The organism is Testudinibacter sp. P80/BLE/0925, assembly GCF_053570785.1.
The window spans coordinates 1,032,780-1,050,297 of the sequence record NZ_CM131636.1; the positions used below are offsets into that span (position 1 = coordinate 1,032,780).

The following is a 17,518-nucleotide window of genomic DNA, read 5'->3' on the forward strand; positions in this document are numbered from 1 at the left end:
AATACGATGACTGTTTCGCGACAAAAACCTCAGATTCTTGCGGTAAAGACCGCCGCCAAATCGCGTATTTTTGAAATTCAGGCAGTGGATCTGCAATTTTCCAACGGCGCACGGCGCACCTTCGAACGTTTCAAACCGAGTAGCCGTTGTGCGGTGATGGTGTTGGCGCTTCATCAGGAGCATTTATTGCTGATCAGTGAATATGCGGTCGGTACCGAACGTTATGAACTGGGCTTTGTCAAAGGTTTAATGGACGCAGGCGAAACGCCGCAGCAGAGTGCCAACCGCGAATTGCAGGAAGAAATCGGCTTCAAGGCGCAAAATCTGACATTATTGAAAACCGTGATCACTTCGCCCGGTTTTATGCATAACCCAATGCACATCTTTTTGGCGGAAAATTTAACGCCGTCACGTTTGCCCGGCGACGAACCGGAATCGCTCGACATCATTGAATATCCGTTGCAGGATCTGGATAAGTTGTTATCACACGATGACTTTTGCGAAGCGCGCAACTTGACCGCACTTTACCTGTTACGCGATTATTTAGCGAAACGGAAGCATTCAGTATGACCCATGCCATTTTACTCAGCGAACCACTATTAAACGCCGCCTTGTCGATTGCCAAAAGAGCGGGTGAAAAGCTGCTGACCTTTTATTACCGCGGTATCGAAAGCGAACTGAAACAGGATAATACGCCGGTGACCGAAGCGGATCTGGCGGTCAGCCGCTTTTTAGAGGACGAATTGCAAGCCTTGACCCCCGGCATTCCGGTGTTATCGGAAGAGAGCCAAACCATTGACTTTGCCGAACGTCGCCGCTGGACACAATATTGGCTGGTCGATCCGCTCGACGGCACGCAGCAGTTTTTGGAAAAAACCGATCAGTTTTCGGTGTTGATCGCCTTGGTGCAGCATAATCAGCCGACCTTGGGGATCGTCTATTCGCCTGTTCCGCGGCTGGCGTTTTATGCCATGGACAAATTCGGCGCGTACAAACAGCAGAACGGTGTGATTAGCCGTTTGCAGACCCGGCCGCCCGGCGATAACGTGATTCGGATTGCGGTGGGGAAGAATGTGCGGCGGCAACAGGTGATGGCGATGTTTCACGATCAATTTGACTACCAACTGATCCGTTACGGTTCCAGCGGTTTGAAAGGGGCGCTGGTGGCGGAGGGGCGCAGCGATTGCTATATTCGCTTGGGCAAAACCGGCGAATGGGATACGGCGGCGGTCGAATGTATCTTGCGTGAAACCGGCGGAAAAATCGTGGATTTGTACGGCAATCCTCTGACTTATAATCGGCGCGAAACCCTGATTAATCCGGATTTTATCATGCTCGGCAACGCCGCCTTTCCGTGGCAAAAAGTAGTACGATTTCAACAACTATTAAAATAATAGACGATTAGGACAAAATAAGCGATTGACGCTGTGAATCGATGTTATTAGACTGCATGGATTGCTGATGAAAGGTCAGTCAACCCGAAGGACGAGATAAATGAAAAAACCGGACAACAACAGCCTTGTTATTTTTGGCGCATCAGGGGATTTAACCCACCGCAAACTAATTCCTGCCTTGTATCATCTCTTTAAAAACGGCCGCTTGGCGGATGATTTTGCGATTTTAGGGGTCAGCCGCACCGAATTCAGCGACGAGCAATATCGTGAAAAACTGATGGATATTCTGGGAAAAAGCGAAAAAATTGAAAAGCGCGAGATGCTTGAGTTTTTCTCGCATGTTTACTACCAAGCGATTGATACCGCCAAGGTTGAAGATTATGCCAAAGTCAAAGTGCGGTTGGACGAGTTTGAAAAAACACACCGCACGCAAGGCAATGCGCTGTTCTATCTTTCCACGCCGCCAAGCCTGTATCCGGTTATTCCGGCACATCTTGCCGCGCACGGCTTGAATCATCAACGCAACGGTTGGAAACGGTTGGTGGTGGAAAAACCGTTCGGTTATGATTTGACATCGGCCATCAACCTGGATGCCAAACTGCACGAAGATTTTGACGAATCGCAAATTTATCGTATCGACCATTATTTAGGCAAAGAAACGGTACAAAATATTTTGGTATTGCGTTTTTCCAACGGCTTGTTCGAGCCGTTGTGGAATCGGAACTACATTGATTATGTCGAAATCACCGGGGCGGAAGCCTTGGGTGTGGAAGAGCGCGGCGGTTATTATGATGGTTCGGGCGCAATGCGCGATATGTTCCAAAACCACTTATTGCAAGTGTTGGCGATGATCGCGATGGAATCACCGGCGGTGATCGATGCCGACGCCATGCGCAATGAAGTGGTGAAAGTATTGCAAAGCCTGCACCCGTTGAGCGAAGAAGATTTGGAAAAATATCTGGTGCTGGGGCAATACACCGGTGCCAAAGTGCGCGGCGAATACCAAAAAGGCTATCGCGAAGAAAACGGCGTTGAGCCGCAATCGCGCACCGAAACCTATATGGCGTTAAAACTGAAAATCGACAACTGGCGCTGGAGCGGCGTGCCGTTTTATGTGCGCACCGGCAAACGCCTGCCGACACGGGTAACCGAAGTGGTGATTCACTTTAAGAAAACGCCGCACCCGGTCTTTAACGCCAACGCACCGGAAAATAAACTGATTATTCGCATTCAGCCGAACGAGGGGATCGTAATGAGTTTCGGCTTGAAAAATCCGGGTTCCGGATTTCAGGCCAAAGAAGTATCAATGGATTTCCACTATCAGGATCTGACCGATACCAATATCCTTGATGCTTACGAACGTTTGCTACTGGATTCGCTGTTAGGGGACGCAACCCTGTTCTCGCGCAGTGACGCAGTGCGAGCCTGTTGGAAGTTTGTCCAACCGATTTTGGATTATAAAGCCAATAATCCAAAACTTTATGGTTATGCCAGCGGTACTTGGGGGCCGCAAGAAGCGGATTTTATGATGGAGTCCAAAAACCGTAGCTGGCGTTTCCCGTGTAAAAATTTAACGAATACGGAATATTGTGAGTTATAACATGAAATACAGTAAGTTTGCAGACGCACAACGTGCGGTAGAGAAGATAGCAGAAGAATTTTTGGCGTATAGCCGGCAGGCAAAACCGGTGCATATTTCCCTGTCCGGCGGCAGCACGCCGAAATTATTGTTTAAAACCTTGGCGGAGGAATACGCCGAGAAAATCAACTGGACGAATTTGCATTTTTGGTGGGGCGACGAGCGTTGCGTTGCGCCCGATGACGAAGAGAGCAACTACGGCGAAGTACAGCGCTTACTGTTAGATCATATCCAAATGCCGGCGGAAAATATCCACCGCATTCGCGGCGAAGACGAGCCGGAAGCCGAAGCCGCCCGTTTTGCGGCGGAAATGTTAGCGCTCGTGCCGAAAAACAGCGCAGGCGTGCCGGAATTCGACTGGATTATTTTAGGCATGGGCACCGACGGACACACCGCTTCGTTGTTCCCGTTGCAAGTGGATTTTAACAGCCGTGCGCTGACGATTGTGGCAAAACAGCCGCAGAGCGGACAACTGCGGGTGTCCAAATCCGCCTATTTGATTGAAAATACAAAACGTCTGACCTATTTGGTCACCGGAGCCAGTAAAGCGGATTTGCTACGTGAAATCCAACAAGCCGGCACCAACGAATTGCCGTATCCGGCGGCGCGGGTGAAAGCGAATAACGGCAACACCGAATGGTATTTGGACGCCGACGCAGCCTCGCAGTTGCTGTAACGGATCTGATATAAGAGTGTTGTAGGGGCGGATTGCATATCCGCCCGTTTACAGATAAAAATCAACAATTTTAGCAAAGCAGAAGGAAACAAACATGAAAGGTGATATTGGCGTAATCGGACTTGCGGTCATGGGGCAAAACCTGATTCTGAACATGAACGATCACGGCTTCAAGGTCGTGGCTTATAACCGCACTACCAGCAAAGTGGACGAATTTTTGCAAGGCGCCGCCAAAGATACCAACATTATCGGCGCATACTCACTGCAAGATCTTGCCGACAAGCTGGAAAAACCGCGCAAAGTGATGTTAATGGTGCGTGCCGGTGAGGTGGTCGATCACTTCATCGACAGCCTGTTACCGCACTTGGAAGCGGGGGACATCATCATCGACGGTGGCAACTCCAATTACCCTGACACCAGCCGCCGCGTGAAAGATCTGGCGGAAAAAGGCATTCGCTTTGTCGGTGCCGGCGTGTCCGGCGGCGAAGAAGGCGCACGTTTCGGGCCTTCGATTATGCCGGGCGGCAACGAAGAAGCGTGGCAATATGTGAAACCAATCCTGCAAGCGATTTCCGCCAAAACCAAAGACGGCGAACCGTGCTGTGATTGGGTCGGCAAAGAGGGCGCAGGGCATTTCGTCAAAATGGTACATAACGGTATCGAATACGGCGATATGCAGCTGATTTGCGAAGCCTACCAATTCCTGAAAGAGGGCTTGGGCTTAAGCTACGATGAATTGCACCAAGTATTCAGCGACTGGAACAAAACCGAATTGGACAGTTACCTGATTGAAATCACCGCCGATATTCTTGGCTACCGTGATGAAAACGGCGAACCGTTGGTAGAAAAAATTCTCGATACCGCCGGTCAAAAAGGCACGGGCAAATGGACAGGCATTAATGCGTTGGACTTAGGCATTCCGTTGACCTTAATCAGCGAAGCGGTGTTCGCCCGTTGCGTGTCGGCATTTAAAGAACAGCGGGTCGAAAACCAAGCCTTATTTAACAAACAAATCGGCACGGTCGCAGGCGACAAAGCGCAATGGATCGAAGCGGTGCGCAAAGCGCTGCTGGCGTCTAAAATCATCTCTTACGCGCAAGGCTTTATGCTGATTCGCGAAGCGTCGGAAAACAACAACTGGGATCTAAACTACGGCAATACCGCACTTTTATGGCGTGAAGGCTGCATTATCCGCAGCGCATTCTTGGGCAATATCCGCGACGCGTACGAAACCAATCCGAATTTGCAATTCTTGGGCGCAGACAGCTATTTCAAAACCATTTTGGAAAATGCGTTGCCGGAATGGCGGAAAGTGGTAGCGAAATCGGTAGAAATCGGCTTGCCGATGCCGTGCATGGCGTCCGCGATTACTTTCTTAGACGGCTACACCAGTGCCCGTTTGCCGGCGAATTTATTGCAAGCGCAACGCGACTACTTCGGCGCGCACACCTACGAGCGTATCGACCAACCGCGCGGACAATTCTTCCACACCAACTGGACCGGCAAAGGCGGCAACACCGCTTCCACCACCTATGAAGTGTAATGAATTGCTGATCAAGGCTAAAATGCTCGATCTTTATGGTAAAGTCCGGGCGGATATTTAATCCGCCCGTTTACTTTGTCTCATCAACGCCCTCTGCCAATAATCTAAAAATACATCTCTTAACAGATTTTTCTTTCCTTATAAGAAACCATTTATCAACAAAACCGCACTTTATTTCTTCTGCGTTGATTTCTATACTCAAGCCATCAAAAATTAATCAAGAGGAAATGAATATGAACACTAAAATGCCGGCGATTTTTATCGGGCACGGTTCGCCGATGTTGGCGATTGAGCAGAATCCGTTTACCCCGAAATGGTATCAGGCGGCGCGGCAGATACCGAAACCAAAAGCGATTTTGGTGGTTTCCGCCCATTGGATTTCAGAGCGAGTGGCGGAAACCGCCTCGCCGAATCCCGATCTGATTTATGATTTTTACGGCTTTCCAGAGGAATTATATCAAGTACGTTATCCGGCAAAAGGCGATCCGCACTTGGCGCGGCAAGTGCAGCAGCTGGTGGATAACCCAGAAGTGCGGTTAGATCCGCAACAAGGGCTGGATCACGGCACTTGGGCGGTGTTGGCGAAAATGTATCCTGACGCCGATATTCCGATTGTGCAACTCAGTCTGGGGGCGGCGTTGAGTATGCAGCAGCATATCAACTTGGCAAAACAACTGAAACCGTTGCGCGAGCAGGGCGTATTGATTTTGGGCAGCGGCAATTTGGTGCATAATTTACATTTAATGGATTGGCGGCGAGCTGACGCACTGTTCGGCTACGACTGGGCGCACAGCGCACAGCAAACGTTGTTGGATTTAATCCGTCTGGGGGATTTGGACGCGTTGGCAGACTACCGCATGTTAGGCGACGCGGTGCAAAAAGCCATTCCGACCGCCGAACATTTTTTGCCGTTGCTGTATATTCTTGCCTTGCGGGAAGAGGGTGAGCCGTTAGATATTTTCAACACCCAGTTTGTCGGCGGTTCGCTGGATATGACTTGCGTGAAAGTGGGTTAAACCGCACTTTGCGTGATTATCGCCACCATTAACGTGGCGATTTTTTTTATTTCTTAACCCTAATGCCCCACTGTTTTGGAAAACAGATTAATCACCAGCACCCCAAGCACAATCAAACCAATGCCTAACAGCGCAGGCAGATCCAGTTTTTGTTGATAAGCAATCCAACCGATCAGGGCGACGATCACAATTCCCACCCCCGACCAAACCGCATACGCCACCCCAACCGGAATGGTGCGCAGGGTCAGGCTGAGGAAGTAGAACGCTACGCAGTAGCCGATCACCACGATCACGCTCGGCACAAGACGGCTGAATTCCTGTGAGGCTTTCAGCATTGAGGTCGCCACAATTTCGGCGGCAATGGCGATAAACAGGTAGATCCAAGACATCGTTTTCTCTCATTTAAAGTGCGGTTTGGCGCAGTATAACACAGAGATCGTTTCCTCTCAGTTGATAATATCTTTCTTTTTTGCGGATTGTTCCGCCAATCAAGAAAACTATAATGGGCGCACTTTCGCTAGTAACCCTTTTTACTTTTTATTCTGACATTAAGAGAGAAAATCATGAACAACAAATTAAATTCATACGCCCCATACGCTTTGGCATTATTACGCATTATCGCCGCCTATATGTTCTTTTGGCACGGTACGGCAAAATTTTTTGAAATTCCGGTGTCGATGACCGGCGGCAACGGCGGCGTGGCACTGTTTTCCCAATATGGTTTGGCTGGCGTATTGGAAATCGGCGGCGGCATTTTATTGGCATTGGGCTTGTTCACCCGCCCGGTGGCATTCCTGTTATCGGGCTTTATGGCGTTTGCCTATTTCGGCGTGCACGCCAGTGCGGGCAACCTGTTAATGCCGTTGTTAAACCAAGGTGAATTGGCGGCATTATATTCGTTAGTGTTCCTATATTTTGTGTTTAACGGCGCAGGTGCCTTTGCCTTAGATAACAAAATCGGCAAAAAATAATTCGTTTTAAACTAAACCAAAACCCGGTCGGCGTGATGATCTGCGCGCTGAACGGGTTTTTTATTCGGGCGGAGCGAGATTCGGGGCGTGTTGCAATTCGTGCAAAAGTGCGGTCGGATCTAATTCTAGCGCATGGCAATAATCGATAAATTCTAAAATATCTAAATGCCGATCACCGGTTTCAATTTTTCCAATCAACGAATAAATCACGCCCAAACGTTCAGACAGCGCGCGTTGCGACAAGCCTAAGGCTTTCCGTTGTGCGACGAAACGTTGTCTGAGCCAGCGCTGTTGTTCGGTGTGAATAGAGGTTCGAAATTTTTTCATTGCACCCATTTTAGGTTTAATTTATGGCTGAACCTGTTTTGGGTGCAATAACGTTAATTAAGGCGCTTCTTTATGAGTGAAAAAACAAATTCGGGCATGATTGCAGGTATTATTTCTTGCGTGTTAGCGGTGTTGGGTATTTTATTTTTAGGCTTTATTTTTATCCCTTTGGCGGCGATTGTGGCAATTTTTGCGACGGTAACCGCGGTAAAAAATAAAAATCTTGCCGGAATCGGGGCTAGTGTATTGGCTTGAATTTTAACCATTATCGGCTTATTCACCTCGCCGGTATTGTTGGGCATGTTAGGTTTGGGATTGGCGGGTTAATCTATTTATTTTTACGCACCCAAAACAATTTTTAGTTAAATATCAATCTATTAAATCCGCATGGCTGTTTTCCGCTACAGAAAAACGTTGATTTATTGTATAATTCCCGCTTGAATTTTTCCCACTTAAATTAAACCAACCACTCTGTAAAGGAATGCACAAATGCAATCAAATCGTCCTATTCGTCAAGCGCTGTTAAGTGTTTCAGATAAAAACGGCATTGTTGAATTTGCTCAAGGGCTGGCGCAACGCGGTGTTAAGCTGTTGTCCACCGGCGGCACGGCAAAACTGTTGGCAGACAGCGGTTTAGCAGTGACCGAAGTGTCCGACTATACCCAATTCCCGGAAATGATGGACGGGCGGGTCAAAACCCTGCACCCGAAAATACACGGCGGTATTTTAGGGCGGCGCGGGATTGATGACGCAGTGATGACGATTCACGGCATTCAGGCGATTGATATGGTGGTGGTGAATCTGTATCCGTTTGCGCAGACCGTTGCCAAAGCGGATTGTACGCTGGAAGACGCAGTGGAAAATATCGACATCGGCGGTCCGACCATGGTGCGATCGGCGGCGAAAAATCATAAAGATGTGGCGATCGTGGTCAATAATGCGGATTTTGAGCAAATTCTGCAAGAAATGGATAAAAACCACAATTCCCTGACCCTCGACACCCGTTTTAACCTCGCCATCAAAGCCTTTGAACACACCGCCCAATATGACAGCATGATCGCCAACTATTTCGGTCGGTTAGTGCCGCCTTATCAAGGGGCGGAGGAAGAGGATTTAACCCAACCGAGCGGGCAATTCCCACGCACCTTAAACCTGAATTTCACCCGTAAACAAACCATGCGTTACGGCGAAAACAGCCACCAAAATGCGGCGTTTTATGTGGAAAACGAACTGCACGAAGCCAGCGTTGCCACCGCCAAACAACTGCAAGGCAAAGCGTTGTCGTATAACAACATTGCCGATACCGACGCCGCCTTGGAATGCGTGAAAGAGTTCGCCGAGCCGGCGTGCGTGATTGTCAAACACGCTAACCCGTGCGGCGTGGCGTTGGGCGCAAATCTTTTAGAAGCCTACAACCGTGCTTACCAAACCGATCCGACTTCCGCATTCGGCGGCATTATTGCCTTTAACCGCACTTTAGATTTGCAAACCGCACAAGCGATTATCGAACGTCAATTTGTGGAAGTGATTATCGCTCCAAGCGTGGCAGACGAAGCAAAAGCGATCTTGGCAACGAAAAAGAATGTGCGTGTACTGGAGTGCGGACAGTGGCAAGTGCGTCAGCCGCGTTTGGATTTCAAACGGGTTAACGGCGGCGTGCTGGTGCAAGATTCCGATTTAGGCATGGTCGGCTTGGACGATTTGGAGGTGGTGAGCAAGCGCAAACCGACCGAAGCCGAGCTGAAGGATCTGCTGTTCTGCTGGAAAGTGGCGAAATATGTCAAATCCAACGCGATTGTGTATGCCAAAAACAACCAAACCATCGGTATCGGCGCCGGACAAATGAGCCGAGTCTATTCCGCTAAAATCGCCGGAATCAAAGCGGCTGACGAAGGGCTGGAAGTGAAAGGCACGGTGATGGCGTCCGACGCGTTCTTCCCGTTCCGCGACGGCATTGACGCAGCAGCAGCGGCAGGGGTGAGCTGTGTGATCCACCCCGGCGGTTCAATGCGCGATCAGGAAGTGATTGACGCTGCCGATGAACACGGCATGGCAATGGTGCTGACCAAAATGCGCCATTTCCGTCATTAATTTGCAAAGTGCGGTCAGCCACGGTGGTGACCGCACTTTTTGTTTTTCCCATTTAGCATAAGTAGCGTAAGGATCTCAAATGAATATTTTAATTATCGGCAATGGCGGACGTGAACACGCTTTGGCTTGGAAAGTGGCGCAATCGCCGTTGGCGGACAAAGTCTTTGTTGCGCCGGGCAATGCCGGCACCGCACTTGAGGCGAAAGTGGAAAATGTCAGCATTGCCGCCACCGATTTGGCGGCGTTGGTGGAGTTTGCCCAGAAAAACGAAATCGGTTTGACCATTGTCGGACCGGAAGCGCCGTTGGTAATCGGCGTGGTGGACGCATTCCGTGCCGCCGGTTTGAAAATATTCGGCCCGACCCAAGCGGCGGCGCAGTTGGAAGGTTCAAAAGCCTTCACCAAAGATTTCTTGGCGCGTCAGCAAATCCCGACCGCGGAATATCAAAACTTCACCGAAGTCGAACCGGCACTGGCTTATCTGCGCGAAAAAGGCGCGCCGATTGTGATTAAAGCCGACGGTTTGGCGGCAGGCAAAGGCGTGATCGTGGCGATGACTTTGGCAGAAGCCGAAAGTGCGGTGCAGGATATGTTGGCGGGCAATGCCTTTGGTGACGCCGGACACCGTATCGTGATCGAAGAGTTTTTAGACGGCGAAGAAGCCAGTTTTATCGTGATGGTGGACGGCAAAAACGTTGAACCGATGGCGACCAGTCAGGATCACAAACGGGTCGGCGAAAACGACAGCGGTTTAAATACCGGCGGCATGGGCGCGTATTCGCCGGCGCCGGTGGTCACGCCTGAGATTCACCAACGGATTATGCAAGACGTGATTTACCCGACCGTGAACGGTATGGCGGCGGAAGGCAACACGTACACCGGTTTTTTGTACGCCGGTTTGATGATTATGCCGAACGGGCAACCGAAAGTGATTGAGTTCAACTGCCGCTTCGGCGATCCGGAAACGCAACCGATTATGATGCGCTTGCAATCGGACTTGGTCGAACTGTGCTTGGCGGCGTGCGGCGGCAAACTGGATCAAGTGCGGTCTGAATGGTGTGCGCAAGCGGCATTAGGTATCGTGTTGGCGGCGGAAGGTTACCCGGGCGATTACCGCAAAGGCGATGTGATCAGCGGCATTCCGTCTAGTAGCATAGGGCAAAGCGCACTTGCCGGACAAAAAGTGTTCTTGGCAGGGGTGGAGCAAAAAGGCGATCAACTGGTCAGCAACGGCGGACGGGTGTTGTGCGTCACCGCACTTGGCGATACGGTGGCAGCCGCGCAGCAACAGGCGCTGCAACTGGCGGAACAAGTGCAATGGCAAGGGCGTTTCTACCGCCGCGATATCGGTTATCGTGCGGTGGCGCGTGAGCAAGCCAAGTAGCGGTTAAAAAACAAAGTGCGGTATGAAAATTTTTCATTCCAAACACAAAATAAACGACAACGATTAATCAAAAAAACAGTGTATGGTTGGTGAAAAAAACCGTACACTACAGACAAGTTATTTACCACCTAAAATGAGGAATTGAGCAATGTTAAGACGTGATATGAATATCGCCGATTATGATCCGGTGTTATGGCAAGCAATACAAGACGAAGATCGCCGCCAAGATGAGCATATCGAGCTGATCGCATCGGAAAACTATGCCAGCCCGCGTGTGATGGAAGCGCAAGGTTCGCAATTGACCAACAAATATGCCGAAGGCTATCCGGGCAAACGTTATTACGGTGGTTGCGAATACGTTGATATTATCGAACAACTGGCGATTGACCGCGCCAAAGCGCTGTTCGGTGCAGATTATGCCAACGTACAACCGCACTCCGGTTCGCAAGCCAATGCGGCAGTCTATATGGCATTGTTAAATCCGGGCGACACCATTTTAGGCATGAGCTTGGCACACGGCGGACACTTGACCCACGGCGCAACCGTCAGCTTCTCCGGTAAAATTTATAAAGCGGAACAATACGGTATCACCGATGAAGGCTTTATCGACTACGACGCCTTGCGTGCGCAAGCGTTGGCGGTGAAACCAAAAATGATTGTCGGCGGCTTCTCTGCCTATTCGCAAGTGGTCGATTGGAAAAAAATGCGTGAAATCGCCGATGAAGTCGGGGCATATCTGTTTGTCGATATGGCGCACGTTGCCGGTTTGATCGCGGCGGGCGTTTACCCAAGCCCGATGGAACACGCCCATGTTGTTACCACCACCACCCACAAAACCCTTGCCGGGCCGCGCGGCGGCTTGATTTTGGTGAAGGGCGGCGACGAAGAACTGTATAAAAAACTGAATAGTGCGGTGTTCCCTGCCGGACAAGGCGGTCCATTGGTGCATGTGATTGCGGCGAAAGCGGTCTGCTTTAAAGAAGCGATGGAGCCGGAATTCAAAACCTTCCAACAACAAGTAGTGAAAAACGCACAAGCGATGGTCGAGGTGTTCAAACAGCGCGGTTTCAATATCGTGTCCAACGGCACTGAAAATCATTTATTCTTGGTGGATTTGGTGAATAAAGGTTTAACCGGCAAAGCGGCGGACGCTGCGTTGGGGCGCGCGAATATCACGGTCAATAAAAACGCCGTACCGAACGATCCGAAAAGCCCGTTTGTGACTTCCGGTATCCGTGTCGGCACACCGGCAATCACGCGCCGCGGCTTCAAAGAAGCGGAAGCGAAAGAACTTGCCGGTTGGATGTGTGATGTATTGGATAACATTGAGGACGAAGCAGTCATCGAGGCAGTGAAACAGAAAGCGATTGCAATCTGCAAACGTTTTCCGGTTTATGCGTAGTATTTGACGATTGGTAACGCTATTTAATCGCAACGTCGGGGCGGCTATATAATCCGCCCCGACTTTTTTATCGCATAACTTGTCGGCGAACCGCACTTGGGCAATATTATGCCGTTTGTTGGTGGCGGGTGCTGGCGCGCAGCAATAATAAGCCTAATACGGCGGAAACCGTTGAGCCGAGTAAAATGCCGATACGTGAAAGGGTGTTGATACTTTCGCCGGCGCTTTCAAACGCCAAACCGGACAAGAACATCGACATGGTAAAACCAATTCCGCACAGCACCGAGACCGCAAAGATATGTTTTAACGTGACCAATAACGGCAAACGTGCGATTTTCAGTTTCACCGCAATAAAGCAGAAACTGAATACGCCTAACGGTTTGCCAATCAGCAGTCCGAGCATAATCCCTAACGGTAACGCGCCGCTTAACATTTCAATATCGACGCCTTTCAACGGTACGCCGGCATTGGCAAAGGCGAAAATCGGCAGGATAAAAAACGCTGACCACGGATTGAGCGCATGCTCCAGACTTTCCAGCGGGCTGCTGCCGTCACGGGCGGTGATCGGAATGGAAAAACCGAGGATGACGCCGGCCAAGGTAGCGTGGACGCCGGATTTCAACACACAGACCCATAACACCATGCCGACGAACAGGTAGGCACATAGCGCACTGATCCGCATGCGATTCATAATAATCAGGGTGATAATCGACAAGCCGGCACCGATCATCGCTTCGATACTTAGCCCGTGCGCGAAGAACAGGGCGATGACGATAATTGCACCTAAGTCGTCGATGATCGCCAACGCCAATAAAAAGATTTTTAAGGGTAGCGGAACCCGTTTGCCGAGCAGTGCCATAATTCCGAGGGCGAAGGCGATATCGGTCGCCATTGGGATCGCCCAACCTTCCATCGCGATCGGATCGCCATAGTTAAAGAAGGTAAACACCAACGCCGGCACTACCATGCCGCCAATCGCCGCCAACACCGGCAGAATCGCTTGTTGATAGGTGGAAAGCGAGCCGATCATGATTTCCCGCTTCACTTCTAAACCGACCAAGACAAAAAATACCGCCATTAAACCGTCGTTAACCCACAACAGAAACGGTTTGGCAATGCCCTGTTCGCCGAATTGCACAACCACCGGCGTATTTAACAATTCAAAATAGTATGGCGAAAGAAAACTGTTGGCAAAGATCAGGGCCAGTGTGGATGTTGCCAGCAGCGTGATCCCGCCGGAAGATTCAAGCTTTAAAAATTTTCCGATAAATGAACGCATAAAGTTCCTTATAGTTGTTATGTCATACGGTAAGCATAGGATATAACAGCCGTTGTCATGATTAAAGTAAAAACGGAATATCCCTTGTCTTTTTTAGCGATTACGCCAAATGAAGTCGGATTTTTCAATTTAAGCCCATTTAGCGATTGACAGCCAATAGCCGAGCTATTATTGTCAATACGTTGCATATTTGTGAACAGGTGCTGTTTTACGCAACAAGACGCCTGATTCGGGCAAGTTATTGATCGGTTTTTTATTGCTTCTAAAGGAGAGAGTTATGAAAAAAATGAAAGCGTCAGCAGTGGCGGTTGCCACCGCATTATTCGCCGTATTGATCAGCGGATGTGATGATAACAGTTCGACCACATCCGCGCCGGCTGCTGCTTCATCGCCGGCCGCCGCTCCTGAAACTGCCGGCGTACAAAGCCGCTTCGTCACGATTGCCACCGGCGGTGCTTCCGGTCCGTATAATATTATCGCGACGACGTTGGCGGAAATTTATACCAAAGAGTTGAAAACCAATTCCAAAACGCAAACCACCGGCGCCTCGGTTGAAAACCTGAATTTATTGAACCAGAAAAAAGTGGAAATGGCATTCTTAATGAGTGATGTCTTGAGCGACGCGGTGAACGGAGTCGGTAACTTCCCGCATAAAATCGAGAATGTCAATGAAGTGGCGGCACTCTATCCGAACTACGTGCAGATCGTGACCTCTAAACGCACCGGGATCACCACCATCACCGATCTGAAAGGGCGCCGTGTTGCAACCGGGGCGCAGAATTCCGGGGTGGAAGTGAATGCGCGTAATTTGTTGCAAGGTTTCGGTATCAGCTATAACGATATCAGCGTCGATTATCTGGGCTATGCCGAAGCGGCGGACGCGCTGAAATCCGGTAAGATTGACGCGGCATTCCTGACCAGCGGTTTGCCAAATTCATCGTTGATGGAGTTGCAACAAGGCTTTGACCTGCAAATCGTCAGCATTCCGGCGGACGGGATTGCCGCTATCGCCAAAGACAAACCCTATTTTAACGCGATGGAGATCCCGGCGGGCACCTACGGCAATGCCGATCCGGTTCCAACCGCGGCGATTAAAAATGCGCTGGCAGTGCGTTCCGATTTGAGCGAAAACGATGTTTATTTGCTGACCAAAACCTTCTTCGACAGTTTGCCGCAATTGCAAACCGCCCATCAGGCAGCCAAAGACATCAATCTCGAAAGCGCACAACAAGGCTTGGTTGCGCCGTTACATCCGGGCGCCAAAAAATATTATGACGAAATGAACGCCAAAGCCAAATAAAGGCGGCGCGTATCATGACAAAAACAGGCAAGTGGCTGCTGGGAAGCGTTCTGCTGACCGCACTTGCCTGTCTATTTCCGCTTAAGCTGTTTGTTATTCAGTTCGGTGAGCATAGGTGCTATTTGTATGCACAACAATTTGAATTGCGTTGGCGTCATTCGGTGGAGCGCCAGTTGTGGCGCGAACATTACCGGCGTGACGGTGACGCGATATTACTCGATCAAACTTGGTTACAAACCTTTGGTGCCGGCACGCCGTCACAGGGCACACCGATTGCGGCACCGCCGGGCTATGTCGGCTACCGGCAGCGGATTCGGCTGGCGGAAATCAATTGGGTGGTATCGCGCAATATGCAGGGCGAATTAAGCACGCCGCAAGTGCGGATACCGTTTTATCAAGTTGTGCCGGACTATAGCGACGTTCGGATCAAACCTTCTCGGACAGCGTTGATGGTTTTTTTATGGGAGAAATCGTGCCATGACTGGGCAAGTTAATCAGGGTTCATCAGGCTTGGGAAGCAAAGAACAGGGTATTCTGGAAAAATATGACCGCGAGTCGGTCACCCGCCGGTTAAAGTGCGGTTGGCAAAAACGGCTGATCAGCGTGATTGCCGTGTTTTATTCATTGTTCCATTTATATATTACCTTTTATCCGTTACCAACCCTGTTACAACGCTCAATCCATGTGGCGGTCGGTTGTGCGTTGATCTTTTTGATTTATCCGGCGGGTAAAAAAAGCCGCCGCGATCAAATTGTATGGTATGAATGGCTGTGGCTTGCCGCCGCGTTGGCAGGGGCGGCTTATTTAATGTACCAATATCAGGCGATTATGACGGTGCGCGGCGGTATCCCGAATAGCGAAGATATTGTGTTGGCAATTATCAGCGTAGTGGTTGTGTTGGAAGCGGCGCGACGGATTACCGGTTGGGTGCTGGTGCTTTTCGCCTTGCTATTCCTGTTGTATCCGTTTATCAGTTCGATGGAATTTATGCCGGATCGGCTGCTGACCCGTCCGTATGACATCGGCGATATTTTCGGACAGTTATATTTGAAAACCGAAGGCTTATATTCTTCCGCCACCGGTGCCTCAGTGACCTTTATTTTCCTGTTTATCCTGTTCGGCGCGTTTTTGGGCAAATCGGGCATGGGGCAGCTGTTCAATGATTTGGCGCTGGCGATTGCCGGTGACAAACAGGGTGGGCCGGCGAAAGTGGCGGTGATTTCCAGCGGCTTTATGGGCAGTATCAACGGCGCGGCGGTCGCGAATGTGGTCAGCACCGGCGCGTTTACTATTCCATTAATGAAAAAAATCGGCTATCACAAAAACTTTGCCGGCGCGGTGGAGGCCAGTGCCTCGGTCGGCGGACAAATTCTGCCGCCGATTATGGGCGCCAGTGCGTTTATTATGGCGGAAACCACCGGTGTCAGCTACGGTACGATTGCGTTGGCGGCTTTATTCCCGGCGATTTTGTATTATCTCGGTGTGATTGCGCAAGTCCACTTCCGTGCCGGTAAGCGTAACCTGAAAGGCATTTCCCGCGACCAACTGCCGCAACTGAAAGCGGTGATGAAAGCACGCGGGCATATGCTGCTGCCGATTGCGGCACTGGTTTATTTTCTGATTCAATCGGTGCCGATCGGGTATGCGGCGACTTACACCATCGGGATTACGGTATTGATTAGCCAATTACGCCAAGAAACCAGGATGGGACTGAAAGATATCTGGGCGGCGTTGGAAGACGGCGCGCGGCAGGCATTGCCGGTGATGGCGGCGTGTGCGGTGGTCGGTATTGTGATCGGCGTGGTGAACCTGACCAGTTTCGGTACGGTGATGACCTCCTCGATTGTGACCTTAGGCGCCGGTTCGTTATTGCTGACCCTGATTTTGACCATGTTGGCGTCGATGGTGCTGGGCATGGGCTTACCGTCGATTCCGGCGTATATCATCACCGCCACCATGGCGGCACCTGCCTTGGCGACGTTTGATGTGCCGGTGTTAGTGGCGCATATGTTCGTATTCTATTTCGGTATCTTCGCCAATATCACGCCGCCGGTTGCCTTAGCGGCGTTTGCCGGGGCGGGCATTGCCGGCGGCGATCCGATGAAAACCGGTTGGCAATCGTTACGCTTGGCATTGGCGGGCTTTATCGTGCCGTTTATGTTTGTGTATAACCCGAACATGCTGATGATTGATGTCAGCGATGTTGCGGTGACGGCGCGGACTTTCCCGTTGCCGGATATTTGGGTGATCATCAGTGTGGCGGTGACGGCGACCATCGGCGTGTTGGGCTTATCGGCGGCGGTTGAAGGTTATTTCAAACACACCTTTGCCGCTTGGCAGCGCGTGATTCTGGCGATCGGCTCGTTAATGCTAATCGTACCGGAGCATATCACCGATTTGGTCGGTATCGTGATTGTCGGCGCTATGGTGTGGTTGAACTACCGCCAAACCTCACATTCTGCTGAAGCATAGTGCGTAAAGTGCGGTTTTGCTAGC

Annotated in this window: 17 protein-coding genes; 14 read left to right on the forward strand and 3 right to left on the reverse strand. The window is 50.4% G+C overall.

Going from position 1 to position 17,518, the window contains the following annotated elements; translation table 11 throughout:
• Positions 1 to 6 precede the first annotated feature (6 nt).
• The 6 genes from nudE to ygiD all read left to right on the forward strand — a co-directional run bounded on the left by nudE (position 7) and on the right by ygiD (position 6,268).
• Complete coding sequence (gene nudE, locus ACWA5Z_RS04935; protein WP_431054190.1) at positions 7 to 570, forward strand: ADP compounds hydrolase NudE; 564 nt, start codon at positions 7 to 9, stop codon at positions 568 to 570.
• Entirely contained in the window at positions 567 to 1,394 is an 828-nt protein-coding gene (gene cysQ, locus ACWA5Z_RS04940; protein ID WP_431054191.1) for a 3'(2'),5'-bisphosphate nucleotidase CysQ, read from the forward strand. Before nudE ends, cysQ begins: the two co-directional genes overlap by 4 nt.
• Positions 1,395 to 1,494: 100 nt before the next feature.
• Positions 1,495 to 2,994: a glucose-6-phosphate dehydrogenase gene (zwf, locus tag ACWA5Z_RS04945; protein WP_431054192.1), complete on the forward strand. Its 1,500-nt coding sequence runs from the start codon at positions 1,495 to 1,497 to the stop codon at positions 2,992 to 2,994.
• A gap of 1 nt (position 2,995) precedes the next feature.
• Complete coding sequence (pgl, locus tag ACWA5Z_RS04950) at positions 2,996 to 3,709, forward strand: 6-phosphogluconolactonase (RefSeq protein ID WP_431054293.1); 714 nt, start codon at positions 2,996 to 2,998, stop codon at positions 3,707 to 3,709.
• Between the two features lie 94 nt (positions 3,710 to 3,803).
• Positions 3,804 to 5,252, forward strand: coding sequence for a decarboxylating NADP(+)-dependent phosphogluconate dehydrogenase (gene gnd / locus ACWA5Z_RS04955; RefSeq protein WP_431054193.1), 1,449 nt, complete (start codon positions 3,804 to 3,806; stop codon positions 5,250 to 5,252).
• 233 nt (positions 5,253 to 5,485) lie between these two features.
• Positions 5,486 to 6,268: a 4,5-DOPA-extradiol-dioxygenase gene (ygiD, locus tag ACWA5Z_RS04960; RefSeq protein ID WP_431054194.1), complete on the forward strand. Its 783-nt coding sequence runs from the start codon at positions 5,486 to 5,488 to the stop codon at positions 6,266 to 6,268.
• A 59-nt stretch (positions 6,269 to 6,327) separates the two neighbouring features.
• Here ygiD and ACWA5Z_RS04965 read toward each other — a convergent pair whose 3' ends face one another.
• The gene (locus tag ACWA5Z_RS04965) at positions 6,328 to 6,657 is read right to left on the reverse strand and encodes a DMT family transporter (protein ID WP_431054195.1); all 330 of its coding nucleotides are present in this window, start codon (positions 6,655 to 6,657) and stop codon (positions 6,328 to 6,330) included.
• A gap of 174 nt (positions 6,658 to 6,831) precedes the next feature.
• Here ACWA5Z_RS04965 and ACWA5Z_RS04970 point away from each other — a divergent pair, with 174 nt between their 5' ends.
• On the forward strand, positions 6,832 to 7,239 hold the full coding sequence (locus tag ACWA5Z_RS04970) for a DoxX family protein (RefSeq protein WP_431054196.1): 408 nt from the start codon (positions 6,832 to 6,834) through the stop codon (positions 7,237 to 7,239).
• A 60-nt stretch (positions 7,240 to 7,299) separates the two neighbouring features.
• Here ACWA5Z_RS04970 and ACWA5Z_RS04975 read toward each other — a convergent pair whose 3' ends face one another.
• Complete coding sequence (locus tag ACWA5Z_RS04975; RefSeq protein ID WP_431054197.1) at positions 7,300 to 7,566, reverse strand: helix-turn-helix domain-containing protein; 267 nt, start codon at positions 7,564 to 7,566, stop codon at positions 7,300 to 7,302.
• A gap of 72 nt (positions 7,567 to 7,638) precedes the next feature.
• On the opposite strand from ACWA5Z_RS04975, the gene ACWA5Z_RS04980 reads away from it, so the two are divergent.
• The 4 genes from ACWA5Z_RS04980 (at position 7,639) to glyA (ending at position 12,443) form a co-directional block, all read left to right on the forward strand.
• On the forward strand, positions 7,639 to 7,821 hold the full coding sequence (locus ACWA5Z_RS04980) for a hypothetical protein (protein ID WP_431054198.1): 183 nt from the start codon (positions 7,639 to 7,641) through the stop codon (positions 7,819 to 7,821).
• A gap of 234 nt (positions 7,822 to 8,055) precedes the next feature.
• A complete protein-coding gene (gene purH / locus ACWA5Z_RS04985; protein ID WP_431054199.1) occupies positions 8,056 to 9,657 on the forward strand; it encodes a bifunctional phosphoribosylaminoimidazolecarboxamide formyltransferase/IMP cyclohydrolase in 1,602 nt (533 codons plus the stop codon).
• A 79-nt stretch (positions 9,658 to 9,736) separates the two neighbouring features.
• Positions 9,737 to 11,041: a phosphoribosylamine--glycine ligase gene (purD, locus tag ACWA5Z_RS04990; RefSeq protein WP_431054200.1), complete on the forward strand. Its 1,305-nt coding sequence runs from the start codon at positions 9,737 to 9,739 to the stop codon at positions 11,039 to 11,041.
• A gap of 148 nt (positions 11,042 to 11,189) precedes the next feature.
• Positions 11,190 to 12,443, forward strand: coding sequence for a serine hydroxymethyltransferase (glyA, locus tag ACWA5Z_RS04995; RefSeq protein WP_431054201.1), 1,254 nt, complete (start codon positions 11,190 to 11,192; stop codon positions 12,441 to 12,443).
• Positions 12,444 to 12,549: 106 nt separating this feature from the next.
• On the opposite strand, the gene nhaA is transcribed toward glyA, so the two are convergent.
• A complete protein-coding gene (gene nhaA / locus ACWA5Z_RS05000) occupies positions 12,550 to 13,722 on the reverse strand; it encodes a Na+/H+ antiporter NhaA (protein WP_431054202.1) in 1,173 nt (390 codons plus the stop codon).
• Positions 13,723 to 13,999: 277 nt separating this feature from the next.
• Here nhaA and ACWA5Z_RS05005 point away from each other — a divergent pair, with 277 nt between their 5' ends.
• The 3 genes from ACWA5Z_RS05005 to ACWA5Z_RS05015 are packed head-to-tail and all read left to right on the forward strand — an operon-like array spanning position 14,000 to position 17,494.
• On the forward strand, positions 14,000 to 15,022 hold the full coding sequence (locus ACWA5Z_RS05005) for a TAXI family TRAP transporter solute-binding subunit (RefSeq protein ID WP_431054203.1): 1,023 nt from the start codon (positions 14,000 to 14,002) through the stop codon (positions 15,020 to 15,022).
• Between the two features lie 14 nt (positions 15,023 to 15,036).
• Positions 15,037 to 15,516 (forward strand): DUF1850 domain-containing protein, encoded by a 480-nt coding sequence (locus ACWA5Z_RS05010; RefSeq protein WP_431054204.1) that lies wholly within the window; start codon positions 15,037 to 15,039, stop codon positions 15,514 to 15,516.
• Positions 15,500 to 17,494, forward strand: a complete 1,995-nt coding sequence (locus tag ACWA5Z_RS05015; RefSeq protein WP_431054205.1) for a TRAP transporter permease — start codon at positions 15,500 to 15,502, stop codon at positions 17,492 to 17,494. The genes ACWA5Z_RS05010 and ACWA5Z_RS05015 overlap by 17 nt, the downstream gene beginning before the upstream one ends.
• Positions 17,495 to 17,518 lie beyond the last annotated feature (24 nt).